This window comes from Ruegeria sp. CDSA034 (assembly GCF_059612275.1).
The window spans coordinates 38807-63313 of sequence record NZ_JBXWQH010000001.1 but is presented as its reverse complement, the minus strand read 5'-3'; the positions used below and the strand labels follow the sequence as shown (position 1 = coordinate 63313).

The window sequence follows — 24507 nt, the reverse complement described above, 5'->3', positions numbered from 1 at the left end:
AGTACCGACGACAGATCGCCTCACAATGACCTGCACTTCCGGCTGAGACAACCCGATCACCCATGTTCATAGTGCGGCGAAAGGAACCTATGGCGCGTCAACGCTGGACAGTTGGCGAAACTGTTGCAAATCCTTGTAAAAATGAGGGCGAACATGCTTGTGAAATTTGACAAGGTTCAAAAATCCTATCCCGGTGGTCGGCCGGTCCTGCGCGACGTGTCATTGTCGCTGGATCGCGGCCAAACGCTAGCCCTGACCGGCGAAAGCGGCAGCGGTAAAAGCACCCTGCTGAACCTTGCTGCTGCATTGGACACTGTGGACAGAGGGAAAATCACACTGGACGGCGTAGCCCTGTCGCAACTGGATGATCCGGGCCGGGCCGCCCTGCGCCGCACGTCCTTATCGCTGGTGTTTCAGCAATTTAACTTGATCCCATCTTTGACAGCAGGTCAAAACCTGTCGTTTCATGCCCGGTTGGCCGGATGCCACGACCCCGATTGGTGCGCCCATCTGGCCCAGCGGCTGGGCCTTTCCGATCTGCTTGATCGATATCCCGAGAACCTGTCGGGCGGACAACAACAGCGCGTTGCCATCGGTCGTGCCATGGCCGCCCGGCCCAAATTGCTACTGGCGGATGAACCTACGGGAAACCTGGACGAAACAGCCAGCGCCACCGTTCTTGACCTCATGTTGGCTCTTGTTGCGGATACCGGGGCCGCGCTGCTTTTGGTCACCCATTCGCACGAGATTGCGGCCCGTTTGGATCGGCGTGTGCATCTGTCTGGCGGGCTTATCGCATGACGCTGACCGTCATTCAGGCGCTGGCCTCTCATTGGCGGGCACACCGGCTGCAACTGGCGACCCTGCTGATCGGCCTGGCCCTTGCAACCGGGCTCTGGTCAGCGGTGCAGGCCATCAATGCCGAGGCTCGTGCCAGCTATGACCGGGCCGCTGATCAACTGGCGCTAGGTCGGTTTGACGAATTGCACAACCCCGCCGGTCCAATCCCCCTGTCGCGTTACGTCGAGCTGAGGCGCGCGGGCTGGCAGGTTGCTGCGGTACTGGAAGGCCCATTGCGGGTTCAGGGTCAGACATTGCGGGTCCTTGGCGTAGATATGGTGGCCTATCCCGCCCTGCCCGCCGTCACGCAGATGGAACAAAGCGGCACGCCACCCAACCCTGCCGATATGTTGACCGCGCCGGGGCGACTGCTGACGACCCCGGTTTTGGAGCCGCTATTGGCCGGCCAGACCGGTTTGCCTCCGATCCTGATTAGCGATGCCTTACCGCCCGATCTGATCCTGACTGACATCGGTGTGGCCGAGACGTTACTGAAGAAGCCGGGAGAGATTTCGCACCTGATCATTTTACCGGATCAGCCCGGTTCAATTCCACCGCTGTCGACTATTGCCCCCGAACTGGAGCGGGTCCCGGCACAGGAACAACTGGATACCGCACAACTGACCGACAGTTTTCACCTGAACCTGTCCGCCTTTGGCCTGCTGTCCTTTGCGGTGGGTCTGTTCATCGTGCACGGAACCGTGGGCCTGGCCTTTGCCCAGCGGCGCGGCATGATCCGAACCCTGCGCGCTTTGGGCGTTTCGATGCGGCGGCTGGTTTGGCTGATCATGGCTGAGCTTTCCGTACTGGCGATTGTCGGCGGTATACTCGGTTTGGTGCTTGGATTTTTCCTCGCAGGCGCGCTGTTGCCGGATGTGGCTGCAAGTTTGCGCGGACTTTACGGTGCACCTGTCAGCGGCCAGATCTCATTGCAACCTCAATGGGCACTGTCCGGGTTGGCGATGGCCTTGGGCGGCACTTTTCTGGCCAGCGGACACGCCTTGTATCGCCTGTCGCGAATGCCAATCCTAAGCGGCGCAGGCTTGCAGGCCTGGCGCAGCGCGGCCTCGGGTAGCTGGGTCGTCGCCCTTGCCGGTGTCGCCGCTACTGTCGGGGGCATTCTAGCCATGCTGTTGTTCGGAGGGTTAGTGGCCGGTTTCGTCTTGGTCGCCGGGATGCTGGTCGGATCCGCGTTGGTATTGCCCTATGCCTTGTCGCGCGTCCTGATCCTGTTTCAGCGTTCAGCGAAAGGGCCAATAGCCCAATGGGTCTGGTCGGACATGCGCGCCCAACTGCCGGGCTTATCTTTGGCGCTGATGGCCCTGTTGCTGGCGCTTGCCGCGAATATCGGCGTAGGCACGATGGTTTCCAGCTTTCGGTTGACCTTTACCGGCTGGCTGGACCAGCGCCTTACATCCGAGCTCTACGTCACCGCTGCCACCGATCAGCAGGGTAAGGACATCGCAGAATGGCTGAACCCGCAGGTAGATGCCATCTTGCCGATCCGAAGCGTTGAACTGGCGAAATCGTCGGGGCCTCTGTTTCTCTATGGTATCATCGACGATCAGACTTATCGTGAGAAATGGCCGCTTATCAGCACCTCGGAACGTGTTTGGGACCGGGTCCACGACGGAACCGCTGTGCTGATTAACGAACAACTTGCCCGCCGGGAAAACCTTTGGCCTGGCGACTCTTTGGCCATCACACCCGCCGACACGATGACCATCGCAGGTGTCTATTCGGACTATGGCAACCCAACCGGTCAGGTCATCGTTTCTATGGCCCAACTTGATCAGATCGCGCCCGGCGCTGAGGCGCGCCGATTTGGCATTCGTGTCGCGCCTTATCGGGCCACGGATCTGGCACAGGCCTTGCGCGAGCAGTTCGACCTGCCCCGCCGAGCAGTCGTCCAGCAAGCTGCAATGAAGGCGCAATCCATGCAGGTGTTCGAAAAGACCTTCGTTGTTACCTCGGCCTTGAACATCCTGACGCTAGGGGTTGCAGGGTTCGCCATTCTGACCAGCCTGCTGACGTTGTGGACGCAGCGCCTGCCGCAAATTGCGCCCGTCTGGGCGCTCGGGCTGACACGTGCAGAACTGGCCCGGCTTGAACTTTTGCGCAGCGTGCTGCTGGCCGCTTTGACCGCCTTGCTGGCTCTGCCGCTGGGGTTGGCTTTGGCGTGGACCTTGCTGACTGTCATCAACGTCGAGGCGTTTGGCTGGAGGCTGCCGATGTACCTGTTCCCTGTCGACTGGGTTTATCTGTTGGGTTTGACCCTGCTTGCGGCAACCGTTGCCGCGGCCCTGCCTGCCGCCCGTTTGCTGCGCCTGCCGCCTGCGGATCTACTGAAGGTGTTTGCCAATGAACGTTAGGATATGGCTGATAGTCTTGCTGCTGGCCGTGCCGGGCATTGCCCGCGCACAGGGATACGCAGGCCTGGGCGGTTCGGCTGAAGGGTTCACTGTGCCCCAGCCGGAGTATGCGTTTCAATTCCCGCAGGATCATGGCCCCCACCTGGACTACCGGATCGAGTGGTGGTATCTGACAGCAAACCTGAAAGGTGAAGACGGGCGCGATTACGGTATCCAGTGGACCCTGTTTCGGTCGGCACTGAAACCGCATGAGGTCGAGGGGTGGCAAAGCCCACAGATATGGATGGGCCATGCTGCGGTGACCACGCCCGACAAACACTATTTCGCGGAGCGTCTGTCGCGCGGCGGCATCGGTCAGGCAGGGGTTACGGCAGCGCCATTCGAGGCTTGGATCGACGAATGGCACATGCGCGGGTCAGACCCAAACGCGGTCAGCCTCTCTGCGAACGGTGCGGATTTCGGCTATGACCTAAAGCTCGAAGCCAACGGGCCGTTCGTTTTTCACGGCGAGGACGGATATTCGGTGAAATCCGGCGACGGGCAAGCCAGCTATTACTATTCCCAGCCGTTTTACGAGGTACAAGGCGTTTTGCGGCTGCCAGATGGCGACGTGGCGGTCACCGGGCAAGGCTGGCTGGACCGCGAATGGTCATCACAACCTTTGGCCGCAGATCAAAGCGGCTGGGATTGGTTCTCGCTCAGCTTTGACAATGGCGACAAGATGATGGCTTTTCGGTTACGCGGCGACCGAGGTGATTTCACAGCTGCTACGTGGATCACCGCCAATGGTACGACGACCGCGATCCCCGATGGTTCGGTCACGTTCGAGCCGCTGACGACCGCGCCCGTTGCTGGCCGCGACGTACCTGTCAGATGGCGCGTCACATTGCCTGACCGGGATCTGGACGTCGAGGTATCAGCGCTGACACCCGACGCGTGGATGGCCACCCGGTTTGAATACTGGGAAGGTCCCGTCCAGATCAGCGGCAGCCATTCCGGACGGGGGTATCTTGAGATGACAGGGTACTGATCCGCCCAATTTTCTTAGCGCACCACGTAGACAGAGACGTCTGAATGCCGCACGACCCGTGCAGCATTCGGACCCAGCAGATAATCTTTCAGGTCGGGTTTGTGCGCACCGATCACGATCAGATCGCTACCAGCACTGTCCGCAGTTTTCAGGATTTCCTGATAGGCAGTACCCGTCGCGACCACGTGGCGGATCTTTTCATTCCGATCCGCCCCCAGTGTGGACACACACATCTCGGCCAGTTTGGTATGTGCCTCTTCCAGCGCCTTGTCGTGAAAATCACTTTCGAAAAAGCCAGACACCCAACTTTCTCCGAAATCCGGCAGGACCGTCACCACATCCAGTTGAGCACCTTCCTGATCGGCCAGCTTCGCAGCTTTCTTCAGGACATGCGTATCAAGATCGCCGTTGCTGATATCGACGGCACAGAGAACAGCGTTTGTCATGCGGTCACCTCTTGTCTGGCGGCGCGGCCGCGCTGAAGGAAAGCGATCAGTCCCAGCAAGAGCATTGCCGGAATGTAGATCAACTGTTTCGGTGGCTGGCTAGCCGGCAAGCTGACCGAGGTCAGGCGCACTGCCTCATCCCCGTAGTAGTCGAAGATATCCAAATCATCCGCGACAGGTGTCCCGAACAATGGCTCTTCGAGTTTGACCAACCCGTCTTCTTCAAGCAGCAGCAAGCCCATCGCGTCGACACGCGCTTGCCCGCCCTCTTCGCTGCCAACGGGAACAACAACCGTCGTGTCCGTCATCTCAAGCGTGTCAAAGTCTGGCCCGCTGATGACCATGCGCACCTCGGTACCCGGAGGTGTTTCGCCGATGGTCTCCACAAACGCAGCAGGCTCGACCGAAGTAAACGGCGGCGCGATGCGGTTCATGAAGAAGTCGGGCCTGAACAGCGCGAACGCCACAAGGATCAGCGCGATGCTTTCATAGATGCGGCTGCGGGTCAGGAAGTAACCCATTGTGCCGGCTGTGAAGACGAGGATGGCGATTGTCGCAAATATCGCCACGGTTATGCCTTCGACCCACGTCACATCGATCAGCAGCAGGTCCGTGTTGAAGATGAACACGAACGGCAAGGCCACGGTGCGCAGGCTGTAAAAGAACGCAATGAAACCGGTTTTGATTGCGTCACCACCGGATACTGCAGCGGCCGCAAAGCTCGCCAATCCAACCGGCGGGGTCACGTCAGCCATGATCCCAAAGTAAAAGACGAACAGGTGCACTGCGATCAACGGAACGATAAGTCCGCTTTGCGCACCCAGCTCAACAACCACACCAGCCATCAGCGAACTGACCACAATATAGTTTGCGGTGGTCGGCAGGCCCATGCCCAGGATCAGGCTCAGCAGGCCGACCATAATCAGCATCAGGATTAGGTTGCCGCCTGACAGGAACTCAACCAGGTCGGCCATCACTTGTCCGACACCAGTCAGCGTCACAGTGCCCACGATGACGCCGGCTGTTGCCGTTGCCAGCGCGATACCAATCATGTTCCGCGCGCCGTCGATCATGCCCTGCCAAAGGTCAGCGACACCATCAATGAACGTGTTGTAGACGTTGCTTTGCCCGCGGAATATCGCCTTGAGCGGCTTCTGCGTCAGCAGGATCACGAAGAGCAGCGTCGTGGCCCAGAAAGCCGACAGACCCGGTGACTTCTGCTCGATCATCAAGAAGTAGACCAGCACGATAATCGGCAACAGGTAGTGCAGCCCAGCTTTGTAGATGTCGGCAATGATCGGCAAGGTCACTTCCTTGGCGTTTGGATCGTCCGGCTCAAGATCCGGCACCTGAGCGGCCAGATACAGCAGTGCCACATAGATGGCACAGATGATCAGGCTGAGGACCAGCCCAGCCGATGACGGCACCCAGTTTGTCACCGCTTCGACCGGGAATTGAGAACCGTAGCACAGCCCGGCAAAGACCAGGAAGAAGGACAACATACCGACAACTGTGCGCGCCAGCTTTACGTCGCGGTCGCCCAGCGTGGGCATGTTCCGCTTCACGGCCTCAAGGTGCACGATGTAGACCAGCGCGATGTATGAAATCGCGGCAGGCAGGAAGGCGTGGGTGATCACCTCGACATAAGAAATGCCAACATATTCCACCATCAAGAAGGCCGCAGCCCCCATCACTGGCGGCATGATCTGTCCGTTCACGGATGAGGCAACCTCGACCGATCCGGCCTGTTCGCTGCTAAACCCAACGCGTTTCATCAGCGGTATGGTGAATGTACCGGTTGTCACAACGTTGGCGATGGACGAACCCGAGATCAGGCCGGTCGCGGCCGAACCGACAACAGCGGCTTTGGCTGGGCCACCGCGCAGGTGCCCCAAGGCACCGAAAGCCATCTTGATAAAGTAGTTCCCTGCCCCGGCCTTATCCAGCAAGGCCCCGAACAGAACGAACAGGAAAACGAATTTGGTCGAAACCCCAAGCGCGATGCCAAACACGCCCTCGGACGTGATCCACATATGGCTCATCGCCTTTTTCAGGCTTGCGCCTTTCCAGCGAATAACCTCGGGAACCCAATCAGAGGATCCGAAAAACACATATACCAGAAAGATCGTCGCAATGATCGCCATTGCGGGGCCAAGCGCACGACGCGCGGCCTCGAACAACAACAGCAGACCAACCAGGGCGACCCATTTGTCAGTGTCATCCGCAAGACCGCCTGCATCGACGATCTTGTTGTAAAAGAAATAGCCATACAGCGCGACAAACGCGCCCAGCAGCCCCATGATCCAATCCTGAACCGGGATATAGTTGCGCGGGCTTGATTTCAGCGCCGGATAGGCTGCAAAGGCCAGAAACAACGCAAAGGCCAGGTGAAACTGCCGCGCGTTGTTCACAACGCTGCCGGGCAGCACATAGTTCGCAAGTGGCGAGGCCAGAACGACCTGAAAGATCGACCAGATCGCGGCCACCACGGCCAGGAATATCCCGACATTACCGACCGGATTACGTCCACCCGCATCGGATGAGGCCACAAGATCCTGTAGCTCTTCTTCGGATAGCGGACGATTGGATTGTGTGTCGGAACTCATGAAATGTCTCCCCGTCGCGGCCATTTTGGCCTTCTGAACCACCCGATTTGTTCGGGTTTTGGTTGCAGGGCGCCCGTTGGGCACCCTGCCTTAGGTCTGGCTTACTGAACCCAGCCTTTTTCTTTATAGTACTTCTCAGCACCCGGATGCAGCGGAGCCGAAAGGCCATCTGCAATCATCTCTTCGGGCTTGAGGTTGGCAAATGCAGGGTGCAGCTTTTTGAAATCGTCGAAGTTCTCGAAGACCGAGCTGACAACCGCATAAACCGCGTCATCCGACACGTCTGCCGAGGTCACGAACGTCGCGCCCACACCAAAGGTCGAGGTGTCGCCATCCGAACCACGGTACATGCCACCGGGGATTGTCGCAGTACGGTAGAACGAGTTGTCGTCTACCAGTTTGCTGACGGCGTCGCCGCTGACGTTCACCAGAACCGAGTCACAGGCTGTAGTCGCTTCCTGGATCGAGCCCGACGGGTGACCAACGGTGTAAACCATCGCGTCGATCTGGTTGTCACACAGAGCCGCCGACTGTTCAGCCGCTTTCAGCTCGGTCGCCAGTTCGAAATCGTCGGTGGTCCAACCCATTTCGCCCAGCAGGACTTCCATCGTGCCGCGCTGACCGGAACCGGGGTTACCGATGTTGACGCGCTTGCCCTTCAGGTCCTCGAAGTTGGTGATGCCGGAATCGGCACGTGCAACAACGGTGAACGGTTCGGGGTGTACCGAGAAGACGGCGCGCAGGTTTTCGAAGGGGCCAGCCTCTTCGAATTTCGAGCTGCCGTTATAGGCGTGGTACTGCCAGTCGGACTGGGCAACACCAAACTCCAGCTCGCCTTCGCGAATGGTGTTGATGTTGTAGACCGAACCACCGGTCGACTCGACCGAGCAACGAACGCCGTGCTCTTTGCGGCCTTTGTTCACCAGACGGCAGATCGCGCCACCAGTCGGATAGTACACGCCGGTCACACCGCCGGTACCAATAGTGATAAACTCTTCTGCATAAGCGGCCGGAGCCATAAGAGCTGCGGTAACGACCGCGCCCAGGCTAAGCTTGCTGCTATTTTTCATTTTTGAGAACTCCCAACTCTTATTGTGGATGAGAGACAGTTCAGCGGCCCCCATCCAGGGACCTTGCCGGTACGGCAAGCGAACCCGTCTTGCAACGGGTCAAGCATCTGAAATTTAAAAGTCTCCCAACGCCTTTGACGTTTCATTCAGACACTCCGCTTGTCAACCCCTGCGCGGGGTATGAAGGCCCCGATCCGCAGATGTGAGGAGATTTCCGAAAGTTTCCCCCTTTAACGGGGCGGTTTCGCACAGACCGGCGCCACTGGGCCGGATCATGAACAACCGTGCCAGCTAAATATCCAAAAACACTTTGAAAGTTTGGATTCCGCAACCTAGGTTTGACCTAACGACCCGATGTTTCATGAATTTACGCGGAAGGGTTCTGGACAGTGGACGGAAAATCACCCAGTCCGATGCTTGTGATCGCCCTAGCCCTTAGTGCGGCCATCGCAGTCTGGGGCATTGTTGACCCGCAAGGCTTGGGTCGCATTGCTGCATCGGCGGTTGAGACGCAATTCAACAGCCGCGGCTGGTTCATCATGCTTGAGGTCAGCGGGCTTTTGTTTGTGGTCCTCTTTCTGGCCCTGTCACGATTTGGAGATATCCGCCTTGGCCCTGACACAGCCGAACCAGAGTTTTCAACGACCGCATGGATCGCGATGCTATTCGCCGCAGGAATGGGTGTCGGTCTACTGTTCTATGGCGCAGCCGAGCCGCTGACCCACTACGAAGTGCTGCGTCAATATAATAGCGACGCAGAAGCGGCCAGTTATGCGATGTTCGTGACCTACTTGAACTGGGGGTTCCACGCCTGGGCGATTTACGGAATCGTCGGATTGGTCATCGCCTATTTTGCCTATCGCCGAAATCGCACTTTGTTACTGAGTGCCCCAGTCACCGACGCACTTGGCGAAGCAGGTTGGACAAAAGCGCTGGGGTGGGTTTTCGACTTGCTCTCGATCGTCGCAATTGCCGTCGGGTTGGCGGGCTCAATGGCAATGGGGGTATTTCAGATCCAAACCGGATTGGCAGGCCTGTTGGGTATAGAAACCCCAGGCGTGCTGACTCTGCCCGTTTTTGCCGCGCTTTGTATTGCGTTCATCATACCGTTGCGTCGCGATCTGGGCGACGGAATGGCCCTGTTGTCCAACGCAGCAATGCTGATCGCCGTCGGGATGATGGTCTATCTTCTGGTGCTGGGCCCAACCTCTTATCTGATGGATGGCATCGTTTCCGGATTCGGACGCTATCTGTTCGGTGTCCTACCAGCAGGATTCTCGACCGCAGAATTCTTCGACGACCTGTTGGTCGACTGGTTCCACGGCTGGACGCTGAACTATATGATCTGGTGGCTGGCTTGGTCACCCTTCGTGGGCATTTTCATCGCCCGGATTTCCCGCGGACGCACGATCCGAGAGTTTCTGATCGGAGTCGTCGTCACTCCCACACTGTTCTCTATCCTGTGGTTCGGCGTTTTTGGCGGCTTGGGTTTTTTCGATGCTTTGCGTCAGGACGGAGCCCTATCAGCCGTCAACGCAGAGAACCTCGACGCAACAACATTTGCGTTGCTTGAGCGCTTCCCGCTGGACGGCATCACTAGAATAGCAACAATCCTGGCCGCGTTCCTGTTTGTGGTTACCAGCGTCGTAAGCGCCGGATTCACCCTTGCGATGATAGGGACCGGAGGCGACGACAACCCCTCCCCCCGAATTCGTACGATTTGGGGCATTATCCTTGGCGCGTTAGGGATGGCGATGATTCTGGTGGGCGATATCTCTCTGGTAAGGTCCATAATAGCGCTGTCAGCCATCGCCTTCGTGTTTATCGTGCCAATTCTTGTTGTCTGTCTGTTCAAACGTCTGGCGCAGGAGGACCGATCATGAGTGGCCAACTGATCGACACCGCACTAAACCTAAGCGTTTTCGCCTATATCGGGTTTCTGGCGTGGCTGATCCTGCGACGCAGTAAGTGAGCGCAGGAAATGGAAACAGATTCGGCTTGAACAGCCCAAGTCTGTTCGCTTTTTCCTGAGTTTGCCGGAAAACTCGCTCTAAGAAACTGCCCGCGCGCACCGCGGCACTCAGATTTTCGTCAAGCTTTCCAAGGACCGTCACAAACCCAACGTTTTCGATACCCTGGTCAAAAGTGGCAACATGAGCATTTGAAACGCCAAAAAAGAAAAAACAGAGAGCAGGTTCCCCTTACCCTCTGTTTTTACCTTGGTACCCAAGGCCGGACTCGAACCGGCACGTCCGTTAGGACGGGGGATTTTGAATCCCCTGCGTCTACCATTCCGCCACTTGGGCCACGAACACTGGATTAGCGCTCATAATCGGGAAGGTCCAGAGGCAAAAAACAACCGATATTCAGTTTGTTTTCTTCAGGCACGGTTGACGACCCATCAGGCGCATGGTTTGGCTGACGCAACAAGAGAACGGGATTTTAGCATCTGATGTTGCGATCGCTCTATGACTGGACCATTCGTCTGGCCGAACACCCGCACGCGCTTTGGGCTCTGGCCATTGTGGCATTTGTCGAAAGCTCGTTCTTTCCGATTCCCCCGGACGTTCTGATGATTCCCATGATTCTTGCGCGCCCGTCGCGCGCCTGGCTGATCGCGACCGTTGCCCTGGTGGCTTCGGTGCTGGGGGGCATGCTGGGATATGCGATCGGCGCGTTTTTCTATGAAAGCATCGGCCAACCCATCCTCGAATCCATGGGCAAAGCGCATGCCATGGAAGAGTTCAACACCAAGTTCAATGACTTCGGATTCTGGGCCGTGTTGGGCGCAGGTATTACCCCTTTCCCGTACAAGGTCATCACCATCATGTCCGGCTGGACGGGCATGCCGCTGGGCACATTCATCGCCACGTCGATTTTGGCCCGCGCGCTCAGGTTCTTTGTTGTTGCCGGACTGCTTTGGGGTTTTGGTGAACCCATTCGCAACTTCATCGAAAAGCGTCTGGGGTTTATGTTCACTCTGTTTGTCATCCTGCTGTTCGGTGGGTTCTTAGCGGTGAAGTTCTTATGACACGCAAAAAACTGTTGATCCTGATTGCGGCAGGCGGTTCCGCTGCACTCTTGCTGGGCGCGTGGGCGTTTCAACACCTGGGCGGCATGGCCCCGTGCAAAATGTGCATCTGGCAACGCTACCCCCACGGCGCGGCCGTTCTGATTGGCGTGTTGGCCTTTGCCTTTCCGGGCATCCGCCCCCTGCCCCTTTTGGGTGCAGTTGCTGCGATGGTGACTGCCGGGATTGGCATGTACCACGCAGGTGTCGAGCAGAAATGGTGGGAAGGTCCAACCAGCTGCACGTCGGGTGATATTGGCGGGTTGTCCGCTGAAGAATTGATGGATCAGATCATGTCCGCGCCACTTGTGCGCTGTGATGATATCCCGTGGGAGATGTTCGGCCTGTCGATGGCCGGGTGGAACGCTCTGCTATCTGCTGGCCTGGTTTTGGTCTGGCTGGCCGCGTTCCGTGCGAAATAAGCGTTACTACGCGTCCAGTTCGGCATCCCAATACAGAAAGTCGATCCAACTGTCATGCAGGTGGTTCGGGGGGAACTTGCGTCCGATGTTTCGCAGTGCCTCGGCATCTGGCTGACGCGGCGGTTTGCGCAGCGACATGCCCGCCTGCCGCAGCGACTTCGATCCCTTCCTCAGGTTGCAGGGGCTGCACGCCGCCACAACGTTCTGCCAACTGGTCACACCCCCGGCAGCCCGCGGAACAACATGGTCAAAGGTCAGGTTGTCCCGGCTTCCACAATACTGGCAGCGGAACTCGTCCCTTAAAAATAAATTAAAGCGCGTGAAGGCCACGCGCTTTCTGGGTTTTACATAGTCTTTGAGGACAACGACCGACGGTATTCGGATCTCGGTACTGGGGCTTCGGACGACCTCGTCGTATTCGGCCACGATATCCACCCTGTCCAGCCAGGCCGCCTTGATCGCTTCTTGCCAGGGCCACAGGGACAGTGGGTAATAGGATAAGGGGCGATAATCGGCGTTCAAAACCAATGCCGGATGGTGCTTTAGGGCACCCGGTTCCCTGACAAATTCGGTCCTGAATTCTCCGTCCATATCGGAATCGCTCCTCGCTCTGCTCTGCCCGTTATTGACACCAGAGCGGGGAACACCCGCCCCGGCCTTAACTTAACTATATATCGTGTTAAAACTCTGACAAGCCCTGAGTTTCCACAACATCTCGGGTATTGAGTATGCCTGCTCCGTAACAAAGACGTGACAGTTATCCACAGGTTGCGTTCTCTGCCTCTGGCAGGCTATGGCGGGATCATGAGCTGGTTCATACGATTCAACAAACCCTTCGATGTGTTGCCGCAGTTTACCGACCGTGCAAATGCAGAGACGCCGCGCAGCACTTTGTCGGATTTCATCGACCTGCCAGGTGTGTATCCGGCTGGGCGGCTGGATCGCGACAGCGAGGGCCTGATGCTGCTGACTGACAACGGCCGGTTGCAGGCGCAAATATCGGACCCCAAGCACAAGATGCCCAAAACCTATTGGGTTCAGGTGGAAGGTTCACCCGATGCTGCCGCCCTGAAGGCTCTGCGCGACGGGGTCGATCTGAAGGATGGAAAAACGCGCCCGGCCAAAGCCCGGTTGATGGATGAGCCCGAAGGCCTGTGGCCACGAAACCCACCTATCCGCGTCCGCCAAACTATACCGGATAGCTGGATCGAGCTGACCTTGCGCGAAGGCCGCAACCGGCAGGTTCGACGCATGACGGCAGCGGTCGGTCATCCCACCCTGCGCCTGATCCGCGCCCGGATCGGGGACTATACACTGGAGGGGTTGGCGCCCGGTCAATGGGACAGCCTGACAGCTCCTACATTGGATTCCGCAACGAAGCGCAAACGGGACCGCCGACCGGGCAGGTGACAAAAACGTCCTTTTGTGATAGGGTTAAGGCATGAAAGTCACCCGAAGCACACCATCCCCAGAGGGGATCCTTGAGGCCGCGCTTTACGTCGGCGACCTGGATGCAGCCGAACGATTCTATGGTGAGATACTGGCGTTAGAGTGTATTCAACGCGTCGCGAACCGGCATGTATTTTTCCGCGTCGGCGGATCGGTGTTGTTGCTGTTCAATGCAGAGGAGACAGCAAAGCCGCCAGAGAATCCGAACCTGCCCGTCCCACCGCATGGCGCACGCGGGCCCGGTCACGTCTGCATGACTTTATCGCGGACTGAGATCGACGAAATGCGCAAGCATCTGCTGGAGTGGAACATTCCCATAGACGCCGAGTTCGATTGGCCAAGCGGGGCACGATCGCTGTATGTTCGGGACCCCGCCGGAAACTCGGTGGAATTCGCTGAAGGTCACCTGTGGAACTGATCACTTAGCGCAGCGGTTGCTTTTCTCCCCCAGCAACCCGGTAGATGTCGCTCGAAACAACGCCCACTTCGCCCAGAACAGCCTGAAACTCGGCCATATGCGGTGCTGCAAAATGCGCCTCAAACGCGGCCTGATCCCGCCATTCTTCATATACGCGGAACTTGTTGGATTGCCCGAGTATCTGGCTGAATTCATAGATCAGGCAGCCGGACTCTTTTACGGTCTCGGCGACCATTTTCTGTGCCGCCTCAATGGCTTTGTCGACACTATCAAGCGACACTTCAACCGTTCCGGTGACAATCAGCATGTCGTTTCCTTCATCAATTCAAACCGTTTCGAAATCCTGTCGACTGGCGTTCCGTCTTGCAGAGAAACAGCATATGTGACCGAGTAGTCGCGGAAACCCATCTTGTCGTAATAGCTAAGCCCCTGCCGGTTGTCGGCCCGGATCGTCGCGTTGAGCGCGCTGAACCCAAGGGCCGCAGCGTAGGTTGTGGTTTCAGAGAACAACGCCCGCCCTGCCCCTTTCAACACCGGCTCTCGCCGGGTGAAAGTCGCTATATCCGCGCAATCTTCCGGCAGGTTCTCATTCGTGCCAAGCCATTGAAACCCGGCCACCTCGCCCTGTTTATCCAGGGCAACGTGGCAACAGATTTTGTCTGCACCATTCAGGTAGACTTGGGCAAACAGCGCCTCAGAAAACGGTGTTTCAAACGCGGTCGTCCCGCCGATAGCAATGATTTCGTTGAGAATACGACAGGCAACTGCCACATCCTCAGGCATCATGGGACGGACCGCGATCATCGCTACAGGCTCAGCTTGTCGCGCATGAAGGCCAGCGCGACGCTAAGACCGTCCGGGGCAATCCCGTGGCCGGTGCCCTTCATGACATGCGCATAAACTTCTTTGAAATCTGCGGCCTGCAGTGCTTCGGCAGCTTCGGGCAGAGATTGCGGCGGAACCACGTCGTCGGCATCACCATGCACCAGAAGGATGGGCATCCGGCTGACGGTTTCGTCGGGCAGCAGGTCCGGTTCCAACAACCGGCCAGAGAACGCCACGACCCCAGCCACCGGATCTTCGCGGCGCGGCGCGACGTACAGGCTCATCATCGTACCTTGCGAGAACCCAAACAGAACCACCTGCTCGGGCAGCACATCCTCATCCACCATCAGGGCATCAAGGAAGGCGTTGAAATCGTCGGCGGCCATTTCCATGCCACGGCGTGCTTCTTCTTCGGACGACCCGTCAATCCACGGGATCGGAAACCACTGATATCCGTTGGGCATTCCGGGGATCTGTTCCGGCGCATCGGGTGACACAAACAACGTGTCGGGCAGATGTTCCCCCAGCGGATCGGCCAACCCCAGCAAATCGGCCCCGTTGGCGCCATAGCCGTGCACGAACACCACGACCGAGCGTGTGTCGCCCGAAACCGGCTCTTTTCGGAGCGCATTCAAAACCCGTGTCATCTGATCCCTTCTCGTTCTTTTGCCACCCGGTAATAGGCCCACAAAACCCGCGCCGCAACCGACCGCCAAGGCGACCAGGCTTCGGCCATCTGGCGCAGCTGTTTGTCGGTCGGCCGATCGGGCAAATCAAAGAGGATGCGCGCAGCTTCTTGCAGCGCCAGATCGCCCGGCGCGATCACGTCAGCGCGGCCAAGCGAAAACATGGCGTAGATCTCGGCGGTCCAGACGCCAATACCCGACACCTCGGTCAGGATCGCCACCACGTCATCGTTTGAAACGTCCCGCAAGGCTTTGTAGTCAATGCGCGCCTCAGCCAAAGCGCGGGCGTAGCGAATTTTTTGCCGGCTCAACCCAACTGCACGCAGATCATCGTCGGTGGCCCACATGATTTTGCGCGGACCGGTCAGTTTCGCATCCTTCAACCGGTTCCAGATCGCATTGGCCGAGGCCACACTCACTTGCTGGCTGACTATGGCGCTAAGCAGTTGCGCAAACCCGTCCGGGCGACGGCGCAAGGGCAACGGACCGGTCTGTTCCATCGCATAGGCCATGCGCGGGCAGCTTTCGGCCAGCCACGTCGCGCCTTCTTCCACACAGTCGGGTGTTTCTATGATCCGTCCAACGGACATGTGCTCTCCGGCCTCGATGATCGACTGCACGTTAGGCTGCTTTGCCGCAGATGCAACCCGCTTGTGCACAATCGTTTTCGACATTACGCATGTGCTCATGACGATGACCGCCACCCCCTCCGACAACAGTCAGGCCAAACGGAATGTCGCCGTTCTGGTGGCCGCGCAGGCCTTGCTTGGCGCACAGATGCCGATGATCTTTATCGTCGGTGGGCTGGCCGGCCAATCATTGGCAACCAATCCCTGCCTGGCGACTCTGCCCATATCTTTGATCGTGCTTGGATCAATGCTGGCGGCGACACCGATCTCGGCCATCATGCAACGCTGGGGGCGGCGCGCTGGATTTCTGGTGGGGGCAACGGCGGGCGCTTGCGGTGGGCTTGTCGGCGCCTATGGCTTGTTTCTGGGGTCATTCCCGGTGTTTCTTGCTGGCAGCCTGCTGACCGGCATCTACATGAGCGCGCACGGTTTCTACCGCTTTGCCGCCGCTGACACCGCATCGGACGATTTCCGTCCCAAAGCGATTTCCTATGTTATGGCGGGCGGTCTGGCTGCAGCAATCATCGGGCCTCAGATCGTCAAACTGACCTCGACCGCGTATGTCATCCCTTTTCTCGGTACGTATATCGCTGTCATCGCAGTGAACGTCATTGGCTCGGCCCTGTTCTTATTCCTCGACATTCCGACCCCGCCCAAGCCTGCGGCTGATGCCCCCAAAGGACGGTCCCGAATCGAGCTTCTGAAGACGCCGCGCATCGCGGTTGCGATCATCTGCGCCATGGTGTCCTACGCGCTGATGAACCTTGTGATGACGTCGACACCGCTGGCCGTCGTGGGCTGCGGGTTCAGCGCCAATGACGCGGCGGATGTCGTCACCAGCCACGTGTTGGCGATGTACATTCCCAGCTTTTTCACCGGACAATTGATTGCCCGCTTTGGGGTCGAACGGATTGTGGCACTGGGCCTTCTCATACTAGCTGCGGCCGGAGTGGTGGCTTTGCAGGGCGTTGAACTGGGTAATTTCTTTGTCGCGCTGATCCTGCTGGGCATCGGCTGGAACTTTGGGTTTATCGGCGCAACCACCATGTTGGCTGAATCGCACGACGTCAGCGAGCGCGGACGCATGCAGGGGTTGAACGACCTGCTGGTGTTTGGTGGCGTTACGTTTGCCTCGCTGGCTTCCGGCGGGCTAATGAATTGTTCCGGCGGCTCTCCAATCGAAGGTTGGACCGCGGTGAACGTCGCGATGATCCCCCTTCTGACTTTGGCGGGCGGCGCGCTTTTGTGGCTGACGATGCGGCCCCGAACGGCCTAATCGTTAAGGTTCAGTATCGGTGCAAAGGCACCTAATTTCTGTGCCTCGGCGATCCCCTCATCAATGTGCTTGCGGTAGATATCCCACATCTGCCGCCTCAGGGTGCGGCCTTCGTCTGTAATGCGAAGAACCTTCCCCCGCCCGTCCACAGCTGCAGCATGGCGTGTCAGCAATCCGTCTTCCGCCATCCGTGCGACCTGCCGGGAAAAGCTGGACTGATCAAACAGAAGTTGCTGCTCTAGTTGCTTGGGGCGCAGACCGTCCGGCGATCTCTCTAACTCCCACAGAACATCATACCAGTGCAGTCGTGGATATCCGGCTGCCACCAGCGCGCGCTCAGCCCGGGAAAAGATCCGGGTGCGTGTCTGGTTCAGTGCGATCCAAGCCGCCTCTCGTTCTTCAAATCCGCTCATCACGCCTCCGCGAGGATTGTGGTTTTTCTTTGCTCATAATTTTAGATGCATTTACATGTTAATCATCAACCCTGCAAATCAGAGAAATGTCATGAAGCTGTTTACCGCATCTGCCCTCGTCTTGGCACTGGCCACACCAGTCCTTGCCGAAACCTATCACTTTGATCAAAGTCACACCGAAATCCGTTTCTACTACAACCACGCGGGACTGACCGAACAATCCGGCGAATGGACCGCCGTATCCGGCACCGTCGAGTTTGATCCCGAAAATGTCACCGCAACCAGCGCGGATATCACAATCGACGCCTCAAGTGTCGAAACCGGTTGGGGGCCGCTCAACGATCACCTCAAAAGCGGTGACTTCTTCGATGTCGAAGCTTACCCAAACATCAAATTCATCTCGACCTCGGCGGTGCAAACCGGTGCAAGCACCCTGCAAATGATTGGAGATTTGACAATCAAGGATCAGACCAAGCCCGCAACGCTTGAGATCGACCTGACCTTCATGGGCGAACACCCTCTGGCCGGATTTTTCGATTATTACAAAGGTGACTGGGTTGCTGTCGAAGCCGCTGGCCAACTTTTGCGCAGCGAGTATGGCGTCGGGATGTTTGCCCCGGGAACGTCGGACTTGGTGCAACTGAAAATCTCGGCCGAAATGCGCGCCGGCGGCTGGGAGTAATTACCAGCGCCCCGTCGCCGCCTGCACCATCAATGACAGGCGGCGGCGGATTTCACCCGGACCGAGTGTACCGGCAGCGACCCTGTCCGGGCGCGCTATGGCCTGCTTCAGAACCAATTCGGTTTGCCAACCGGCATGCAGCGCAGCGGCGGCTTTTACCGAAACCGAGCGCCGCTGAGTACGGGCCCGTTTCAACCGCCCGTACGCTTTTTCGGCCAGACGCTGAACACCCGCAGGCGTGCCATCCAGCAGCGGAATTCGCCCGCGCGCTTCAAGGTCCGGGATGGCGCGCAACCAATTCGCGACCCCAACGGCATAGCCAAAGTCCCGCATGACTTCCTCATCCGCCGACCCCAGCGCTTGTGCCGCTACCACCGTGAGCGTGCCCGCGCTGTGGTTTATGTACGCGTCGAAATGATCTTCGTCCTCGAACGGGTCGCGATAGATATCCCAACGCCTTACGGCCACATATTCATCCATCATCGACGCAAGATGAGGGGACAAGACACGCGACAGCGGCGTAACGATCTCATGCCGGCGAACAGTCGGACCTTCAGCAATTTCTTGCAACGCATCACGCCACCATTGCAGGCGCATCTCGGCAATCATCGGTTCTTGCGTGACCCAGGGTGCCCGGGCGACTTCGATGTTCAGCGCATAGATCGGAAACAACACCGCACGTGCGGAAACCGAGGCCGCCATGGCCGCCATGAACCGGTCGGGATCCACCCGATGCAACAGCGCGGCGCAGGCCTTGACGTCATCGTCAAATGGAGCACTCACTCGGCGACTGCCGACTGTGGGCCGCAATCACGCACCAGTTTCCATTGGATCGCATCCAGCAACGCCTCGAACGAGGCATCGACTATGTTCGCGCTGACGCCAACGGTGGACCACCGGAGACCCTGCCCATCTTCACTGTCGATGATAACGCGGGTTACAGCCTCGGTGCCGCCCTGCGTGATACGTACCTTGAAGTCGACCAGGTGCATATCGTCCAGAATCCTCGAATACTGCCCCAAATCCTTGGCCAGCGCCTTGGCCAGCGCGTTCACCGGACCCCGGTCACCGCCGGACCCATCCAGAGACTCGCTGACCGACAGCTTCTTTTCGCCGTCGACCTTCACCACGACAACGGCTTCGGACAAGCTGACCATCTTGTTGTACTTATTCTTGCGCCGCTCAACGGTGACCTTGTACCGCTTTACCTCAAAGAATTCAGGCAGTTGACCCAGTTCGTCCCGCGCCAGAAGCTCAAAGCTGGCCTGCGCGGTGTCGTAGGAATAACCTTCTGCCTCGCGCAGCTTGATCCGTTCGAGGATGCGGCCCAAGGCCGGGTCACCGGGTTCGACCGACAAACCGGCCTCGATCAAGCGCTGGCGCAGGTTCGACTGCCCCGCCTGGTTCGACATCGGAATGATCCGTGTGTTCCCAACCGACGCCGGATCCACATGTTCATAGGTCGTTGGGTCCTTAAGGATCGCGCTGGCATGCAGCCCAGCCTTGTGCGCAAATGCGGACGCCCCGACATAGGCCGATTGTTTGCTGGGCACCCGGTTCAGGATCTCGTCCAGCATGCGGCTGACGCGGGTCAGACCCGCCAGCGCCTCGACACTGACGCCGATGTCAAAGTTCGATGCATAAGGTTCTTTCAGAAGCAGCGTCGGGATCAATGAGGTCAGGTTCGCATTTCCGCAACGCTCTCCCAATCCGTTCAAGGTTCCCTGAACCTGCCGCGCGCCCGCATCGACAGCCGCCAAAGAACAGGCCACCGCGTTTTCCGTATCGTTGTGGGTATGGATACCCAGCCGGTCCCCCGGCAGGCCCGCCGCGACCATCTCGGACACAATCCGAGACACTTCCGCAGGCAAAGCCCCCCCATTGGTGTCACACAAAACAACCCAGCGCGCACCGGCATCCATCGCGGCCCGACAAACCTCAAGCGCATAGGTTGGATTGTCCTTGTAGCCATCAAAGAAATGCTCGGCATCAAACAGCGCCTCGCGCCCCTGCGCTACGATATGTGCAACAGAGGCACGGACGTTCTCGACATTCTCCTCAAGCGAGATGCCAAGCGCATGGGTCACGTGGTAATCGTGCGACTTACCCACCAGACAGACCGCCCGCGTACCCGCGTTCATCACCGCCGCTAGAACATCGTCATTCTCTGCCGACCGGCCCGATCGCTTAGTCATCCCAAAGGCCGTCAAGCAAGCTGACGTCTTGGGAGCCGCATCGAAAAACGCGCTGTCCGTCGGGTTCGCCCCCGGCCAGCCGCCCTCGATATAGTCTACGCCCAACTCGTCCAGAGCCTGCGCGATCTGCACCTTCTCAGCGGTCGAGAACTGCACACCCTGTGTCTGCTGCCCGTCGCGCAGGGTGGTGTCGTAGAGGTAGAGGCGTTCTTTGGTCATCATACGCCCTCCAGCTTGGCCGCATCGAACCCTGTGCCCGGAACCAGTTCGACCCCATCCTTGCTCATTCGTACTTCCAGACCAGCGGCCAGGTAAGCTGCCTTTAGGCGATCGACTTCCGAGAAGTCTTTGCTCTGCATTGCACTCGCCCGCGCATCAGACAATCTGTCTGCATGAGATGAAAGATCCACCGAAGCCGTATCAGCCCAAGCACCCATTTCTTGCGACAACAGACCAAGTAGCTGAGCACCCGCCAGCAACGAGGCCGCATCACCATCCGCCGCCAAACGGTGCAACTCCGCCAAAGCACCCGCCGTGTTCAAGTCATCGCTTAGCGCAGCAACGACTGCGGGTGCAGCGCTGGCGGCGGGCTCGATGCCCGCTGTCTGCGCCCGCCACTTGCGCAACGTCGCCTCAGCCTCACGGGCCTTTTTCTCAGTCCAGTCCATCGGCTTGCGATAATGCGTCTGCAGGAAGACAAACCGGATCACCTCGCCCGGCACGCCCTGCTCGAGAAGATCATGCACCGTGAAAAAGTTGCCCAGTGATTTGGACATCTTCTTGCCTTCAACCTGCAACATCTCATTGTGCAACCAGTACCGCGCGAACTCACCGTGCGGATGGGCGCATTTGCTCTGGGCGATCTCGTTTTCATGGTGCGGGAACATCAGGTCGTTTCCGCCACCGTGAATATCAAAGCTCTCGCCCAGCAGCTCATAGCTCATGGCCGAGCATTCGATGTGCCACCCCGGACGACCGCGACCCCAAGGCGAGTCCCACCCCGGCAACTCATCGGTCGAGGGCTTCCACAGCACGAAATCCATCGGGTTCCGCTTGTAGGGCGCAACCTCAACCCGGGCACCGGCGATCATGTCATCCACCGACCGACCAGACAAAGCGCCGTAGTGCTCCTTCCAGCTGTCAACCGCGAACAGAACGTGCCTTTCGGCCGCGTAGGCGTGACCCTTCGCGATCAAATCCTCAATCATCGCAACCATTTGCGCGATGTACTGAGTCGCACGCGGCATCTCGTCGGGCTCAAGCGCGCCCAACGCGCCCATGTCGTGCAGATACCAGCCGATGGTTTCATCTGACCGCTCCTGCACCAACTGCTCCAGCGTGCCCTCAGCACCCGCTTTCTGGCGTGCCAGCGCGGTCGCGTTGATCTTGTCATCCACGTCGGTGAAATTGCGCACATAGGTCACCTGGTCCGCGCCGTAGACATGGCGCAGCAACCGATAAAGCACGTCAAACACCACCACGGGCCGCGCGTTGCCCAGATGGGCGCGATCATAGACCGTGGGTCCGCAGACATACATCCGCACATTATCGGCGCTGATCGGAACGAAATCTTCTTTCGCCCGTGTCCGTGTGTTGTGCAGTTTGATCGTCGTCATCGGTCGGCTCCTAAAGACAGCATATGATTGCGCTTGGCGCGGGCTTAGCAACTTGTCTCAGGGATGAAAACGAAAGAAACCGGCCCGCTTGATAAATCAGCAGGTAATGCAGCAGATAATGATGCAGGTCATACGGTTCATGTCCTTCCCCTAGCATGGACAACGCGTTCAGCCAAGACTTGAGTTCAATCTCAAGGTGGCGCACCCTTTCAACCATGAGCCGAGAATTCGTCAATTCAATCTGCCGCACGTTTCCAGGCGCTGACCTTTCCGACCCTTGGGGCGGAGGCCATGATGCCTGGAAGGTTGGCGGTAAGATGTTTGCCTGCATCGGCACTGCCAACGATGGCGTGTCCGTCAAAACGCCTGATATCGAGACAGCTCAGATGCTGATCGAAGCAGGCGTCGGTACCAAAGCCCCCTATTTTCATAGCAGCTGGATCCGCCTGCCGTTTGACTGTGACGAGGATGAGATGCGTCATCGGCTGGCCACATCTTACGATCTGGTGCGGTCTACCCTGACGAAAAAAGTACAGTCCACTCTGCCCCCACGAAGCTGATTGACATTTTCCAATGCCTCTGGCCCATTCTGCGCTGAAGACAAGATCGGAGCGTGCCATGAAACTGTCGCAGCGTATCACTCATCTGACCGGAGGTGGCAGTGATGGGTGGGATGTATTTTACCGTGCGCGCCGGATGATCAGTGAAGGGCACGTCATTTCTGAACTCACCATTGGTGAGCATGACATTCGCACGCACCCGACCATTTTGGATGCCATGGATCTATCGGCGCGTCAGGGAAACACCGGCTACGCTGTGGTGCCCGGATCGGATTTGCTGCGCGATACCGTTGCGGCGCGCATTCAGGCCCGCACTGGTCAGAAGACAAGCCGAAATAACGTGTTGATCACTCCGGGCGGCCAATCTGCGCTATTCGCAGCCCACGTAGCGGTGTGCGATCCCGGTGATGTCGGCCTATATCTCGATCCCTACTACGCGACTTACCCCGGCACGATCCGGGGCGCCGGTGCGACAGCCCGCGCCATCCAGACCACCGCCGAGGGTGCATTTCAGCCGCGCGCGCAGCAGATCGATGCGGCGGCAGATGGTGCGGTTTCGCTGTTGATCAACAGCCCGAACAACCCCACTGGTGTCGTATATTCCCGCGAGACGCTGAACGGTATCGCAGATGTTTGCCGTGCCCGCGACCTGTGGCTGATCTCGGATGAGGTTTATGACACGCAGGTCTGGGAAGGTGAGCATATCTCACCACGTACCCTGCCCGGAATGGCCGAGCGTACTTTGGTCGTTGGTTCGATGTCCAAGTCGCATGCGATGACCGGGTCCCGATGCGGTTGGGTGGTCGGCCCCGAGGAGGTGATCGCCCATCTCATCAATCTGGCAACGCACACAACTTACGGCGTGCCCGGGTTCATTCAGGACGCCGCCAGTTTTGCTTTGAGCGCGGGTCATGATCTTGAAGAGGAAATCGCCGCTCCGTTCCGGCGTCGTCGCGCGTTGGCGGTCGAGATTCTTGCCACCCAGAACACCATTGGCCTCGTGCCGGCACAGGGTGCAATGTACCTGATGCTGGACATCCGCGCAGCGGGGCTAAGCGGTGAGGCATTCGCCAACGCATTGCTGGATACACACGCAATTGCCGTCATGCCCGGTGAAAGTTTTGGCTCAGCGGCGGCAGGACACGTGCGTGTTGCGATGACAATTGATGACGACCGCTTTGCTGCAGCACTCAGTACGATTTGCAATTTCGCCGCCGTCCTGGCGGAAAGTCACGCGGCAGAATAGACGGCCTTAAAACCGGAAGGTTGTACGCAAGTTGAACACGTTGGCGTCAATATCGCCCTGACTTCGTGTGACGTCGTTAAAATCCTGACGCAAAGCCTCACCGCTGATGACGAAACTGTCGCCGATGGGATAGGCAATTCCGATGCCGTACACTGCAGCGGTGTCATTTTCCGGTGACGCATCCAATCGGGCCGCGCCCACGACGACATAGCCCAAGGCCGGTCCGAAATCATAACCACCGCGCAACTTAAGGCGGGTCAGACTGTCCACGCTGCCTTCACCCTGCCCCAGATCCAGAGAAAGTCGATTGTATTCCAGCTCACCGCCAAGAACGAAATTCCCGAAGTCATGGTCATAACCGACAAGCGGTCCAAAAGTCGTGTCGTTTCCGCCAGAGTTATTTGGGCCATCTACATCCGCATAGCCAAAGCTGAAGCCCGCATACGCCCCCGTCCAATCCTCTGCATATACCGGTGCAATGCCGATTGTCAGGCAGGTGGTCATGAGGGCCATCAGGGCTTTCATCAACCTCTCCAAAATTCCTTGCAGCGCGCCCACCAAACGATGGGCTTCATCACATAAAACTTGGTCTGCAATCGTTAAAAATCCATTGAGATCACGGACCACTCTTAAATAAGTGATAGAAGCCTAACAGA

General features: G+C 58.2%; 25 protein-coding genes and 1 tRNA gene. 12 read left to right on the top strand and 14 right to left on the bottom strand.

The features are described 5' to 3' along the window. Nucleotides 1-153 precede the first annotated feature (153 nt). The 3 genes from AC2FLJ_RS00320 to AC2FLJ_RS00310 are packed head-to-tail and all read left to right on the top strand — an operon-like array spanning nt 154 to nt 4242. Nucleotides 154-801, top strand: coding sequence for an ABC transporter ATP-binding protein (locus AC2FLJ_RS00320; protein WP_282168259.1), 648 nt, complete (start codon nt 154-156; stop codon nt 799-801). Then, the gene (locus AC2FLJ_RS00315) at nt 798-3212 is read left to right on the top strand and encodes an ABC transporter permease (RefSeq protein ID WP_496704193.1); all 2415 of its coding nucleotides are present in this window, start codon (nt 798-800) and stop codon (nt 3210-3212) included. Before AC2FLJ_RS00320 ends, AC2FLJ_RS00315 begins: the two co-directional genes overlap by 4 nt. After that, a complete protein-coding gene (locus AC2FLJ_RS00310) occupies nt 3202-4242 on the top strand; it encodes a lipocalin-like domain-containing protein (RefSeq protein ID WP_496704191.1) in 1041 nt (346 codons plus the stop codon). The genes AC2FLJ_RS00315 and AC2FLJ_RS00310 overlap by 11 nt, the downstream gene beginning before the upstream one ends. A gap of 14 nt (nt 4243-4256) precedes the next feature. Here AC2FLJ_RS00310 and AC2FLJ_RS00305 read toward each other — a convergent pair whose 3' ends face one another. The 3 genes from AC2FLJ_RS00305 to AC2FLJ_RS00295 form a co-directional block, all read right to left on the bottom strand. After that, nucleotides 4257-4688 carry a universal stress protein gene (locus AC2FLJ_RS00305; RefSeq protein ID WP_058271716.1) on the bottom strand — a complete coding sequence of 144 codons (432 nt, stop codon included), beginning with the start codon at nt 4686-4688 and terminating at the stop codon, nt 4257-4259. Continuing rightward, nucleotides 4685-7294 (bottom strand): TRAP transporter permease, encoded by a 2610-nt coding sequence (locus AC2FLJ_RS00300; protein ID WP_282151271.1) that lies wholly within the window; start codon nt 7292-7294, stop codon nt 4685-4687. Before AC2FLJ_RS00300 ends, AC2FLJ_RS00305 begins: the two co-directional genes overlap by 4 nt. Nucleotides 7295-7395: 101 nt before the next feature. Then, complete coding sequence (locus AC2FLJ_RS00295) at nt 7396-8364, bottom strand: TAXI family TRAP transporter solute-binding subunit (RefSeq protein WP_058271718.1); 969 nt, start codon at nt 8362-8364, stop codon at nt 7396-7398. Between the two features lie 413 nt (nt 8365-8777). On the opposite strand from AC2FLJ_RS00295, the gene AC2FLJ_RS00290 reads away from it, so the two are divergent. Then, nucleotides 8778-10247 carry a BCCT family transporter gene (locus AC2FLJ_RS00290; RefSeq protein ID WP_496704188.1) on the top strand — a complete coding sequence of 490 codons (1470 nt, stop codon included), beginning with the start codon at nt 8778-8780 and terminating at the stop codon, nt 10245-10247. A 337-nt stretch (nt 10248-10584) separates the two neighbouring features. Here the strand turns inward: AC2FLJ_RS00290 and AC2FLJ_RS00285 are convergent. Further along, nucleotides 10585-10670 (bottom strand) — tRNA-Leu (locus tag AC2FLJ_RS00285). 146 nt (nt 10671-10816) lie between these two features. On the opposite strand from AC2FLJ_RS00285, the gene AC2FLJ_RS00280 reads away from it, so the two are divergent. Together AC2FLJ_RS00280 and AC2FLJ_RS00275 are read left to right on the top strand one after the other, a co-directional pair. Next, nucleotides 10817-11395, top strand: coding sequence for a YqaA family protein (locus AC2FLJ_RS00280; RefSeq protein WP_496704186.1), 579 nt, complete (start codon nt 10817-10819; stop codon nt 11393-11395). Continuing rightward, nucleotides 11392-11856, top strand: a complete 465-nt coding sequence (locus AC2FLJ_RS00275) for a disulfide bond formation protein B (RefSeq protein ID WP_058278011.1) — start codon at nt 11392-11394, stop codon at nt 11854-11856. The genes AC2FLJ_RS00280 and AC2FLJ_RS00275 overlap by 4 nt, the downstream gene beginning before the upstream one ends. 6 nt (nt 11857-11862) lie before the next feature. Here AC2FLJ_RS00275 and AC2FLJ_RS00270 read toward each other — a convergent pair whose 3' ends face one another. Next, nucleotides 11863-12447, bottom strand: a complete 585-nt coding sequence (locus AC2FLJ_RS00270; RefSeq protein ID WP_058278012.1) for an HNH endonuclease — start codon at nt 12445-12447, stop codon at nt 11863-11865. A 213-nt stretch (nt 12448-12660) separates the two neighbouring features. On the opposite strand from AC2FLJ_RS00270, the gene AC2FLJ_RS00265 reads away from it, so the two are divergent. Both AC2FLJ_RS00265 and AC2FLJ_RS00260 read left to right on the top strand, forming a co-directional pair. Continuing rightward, nucleotides 12661-13266: an rRNA large subunit pseudouridine synthase E gene (locus tag AC2FLJ_RS00265; RefSeq protein ID WP_496704184.1), complete on the top strand. Its 606-nt coding sequence runs from the start codon at nt 12661-12663 to the stop codon at nt 13264-13266. A 31-nt stretch (nt 13267-13297) separates the two neighbouring features. Continuing rightward, the gene (locus AC2FLJ_RS00260; protein WP_496704182.1) at nt 13298-13723 is read left to right on the top strand and encodes a VOC family protein; all 426 of its coding nucleotides are present in this window, start codon (nt 13298-13300) and stop codon (nt 13721-13723) included. 4 nt (nt 13724-13727) lie between these two features. On the opposite strand, the gene AC2FLJ_RS00255 is transcribed toward AC2FLJ_RS00260, so the two are convergent. The 4 genes from AC2FLJ_RS00255 to AC2FLJ_RS00240 are packed head-to-tail and all read right to left on the bottom strand — an operon-like array spanning nt 13728 to nt 15824. Then, nucleotides 13728-14030: a putative quinol monooxygenase gene (locus AC2FLJ_RS00255; RefSeq protein ID WP_496704180.1), complete on the bottom strand. Its 303-nt coding sequence runs from the start codon at nt 14028-14030 to the stop codon at nt 13728-13730. Beyond that, complete coding sequence (locus AC2FLJ_RS00250; RefSeq protein WP_496704178.1) at nt 14024-14527, bottom strand: GNAT family N-acetyltransferase; 504 nt, start codon at nt 14525-14527, stop codon at nt 14024-14026. Before AC2FLJ_RS00250 ends, AC2FLJ_RS00255 begins: the two co-directional genes overlap by 7 nt. A gap of 2 nt (nt 14528-14529) precedes the next feature. After that, complete coding sequence (locus AC2FLJ_RS00245; protein ID WP_496695586.1) at nt 14530-15195, bottom strand: alpha/beta hydrolase; 666 nt, start codon at nt 15193-15195, stop codon at nt 14530-14532. Further along, on the bottom strand, nt 15192-15824 hold the full coding sequence (locus tag AC2FLJ_RS00240; RefSeq protein ID WP_109311898.1) for a DNA-3-methyladenine glycosylase family protein: 633 nt from the start codon (nt 15822-15824) through the stop codon (nt 15192-15194). Before AC2FLJ_RS00240 ends, AC2FLJ_RS00245 begins: the two co-directional genes overlap by 4 nt. A 97-nt stretch (nt 15825-15921) precedes the next feature. On the opposite strand from AC2FLJ_RS00240, the gene AC2FLJ_RS00235 reads away from it, so the two are divergent. Continuing rightward, the gene (locus tag AC2FLJ_RS00235; RefSeq protein ID WP_109311834.1) at nt 15922-17139 is read left to right on the top strand and encodes an MFS transporter; all 1218 of its coding nucleotides are present in this window, start codon (nt 15922-15924) and stop codon (nt 17137-17139) included. On the opposite strand, the gene AC2FLJ_RS00230 is transcribed toward AC2FLJ_RS00235, so the two are convergent. Continuing rightward, the gene (locus AC2FLJ_RS00230) at nt 17136-17552 is read right to left on the bottom strand and encodes a MarR family winged helix-turn-helix transcriptional regulator (protein ID WP_282168249.1); all 417 of its coding nucleotides are present in this window, start codon (nt 17550-17552) and stop codon (nt 17136-17138) included. The genes AC2FLJ_RS00235 and AC2FLJ_RS00230 overlap by 4 nt on opposite strands. A 91-nt stretch (nt 17553-17643) precedes the next feature. On the opposite strand from AC2FLJ_RS00230, the gene AC2FLJ_RS00225 reads away from it, so the two are divergent. Continuing rightward, nucleotides 17644-18234: a YceI family protein gene (locus AC2FLJ_RS00225; RefSeq protein WP_496695589.1), complete on the top strand. Its 591-nt coding sequence runs from the start codon at nt 17644-17646 to the stop codon at nt 18232-18234. Here the strand turns inward: AC2FLJ_RS00225 and AC2FLJ_RS00220 are convergent, their stop codons facing one another. Genes AC2FLJ_RS00220 through cysS form a run of 3 tightly spaced genes read right to left on the bottom strand, consistent with a single transcriptional unit; the run spans nt 18235 to nt 22045 of the window. Next, nucleotides 18235-19017, bottom strand: a complete 783-nt coding sequence (locus AC2FLJ_RS00220) for a squalene/phytoene synthase family protein (RefSeq protein ID WP_282151281.1) — start codon at nt 19015-19017, stop codon at nt 18235-18237. After that, a complete protein-coding gene (cimA, locus tag AC2FLJ_RS00215; RefSeq protein ID WP_496704175.1) occupies nt 19014-20648 on the bottom strand; it encodes a citramalate synthase in 1635 nt (544 codons plus the stop codon). Before cimA ends, AC2FLJ_RS00220 begins: the two co-directional genes overlap by 4 nt. Continuing rightward, the gene (cysS, locus tag AC2FLJ_RS00210; RefSeq protein WP_496704173.1) at nt 20648-22045 is read right to left on the bottom strand and encodes a cysteine--tRNA ligase; all 1398 of its coding nucleotides are present in this window, start codon (nt 22043-22045) and stop codon (nt 20648-20650) included. Before cysS ends, cimA begins: the two co-directional genes overlap by 1 nt. Nucleotides 22046-22260: 215 nt before the next feature. On the opposite strand from cysS, the gene AC2FLJ_RS00205 reads away from it, so the two are divergent. Beyond that, nucleotides 22261-22605: an MmcQ/YjbR family DNA-binding protein gene (locus AC2FLJ_RS00205; protein WP_282168244.1), complete on the top strand. Its 345-nt coding sequence runs from the start codon at nt 22261-22263 to the stop codon at nt 22603-22605. Nucleotides 22606-22663: 58 nt separating this feature from the next. Next, complete coding sequence (locus AC2FLJ_RS00200) at nt 22664-23851, top strand: pyridoxal phosphate-dependent aminotransferase (RefSeq protein ID WP_496704171.1); 1188 nt, start codon at nt 22664-22666, stop codon at nt 23849-23851. Nucleotides 23852-23857: 6 nt separating this feature from the next. On the opposite strand, the gene AC2FLJ_RS00195 is transcribed toward AC2FLJ_RS00200, so the two are convergent. Continuing rightward, nucleotides 23858-24376, bottom strand: coding sequence for an outer membrane protein (locus AC2FLJ_RS00195; protein ID WP_058271924.1), 519 nt, complete (start codon nt 24374-24376; stop codon nt 23858-23860). Between the last annotated feature and the right edge of the window lie 131 nt (nt 24377-24507).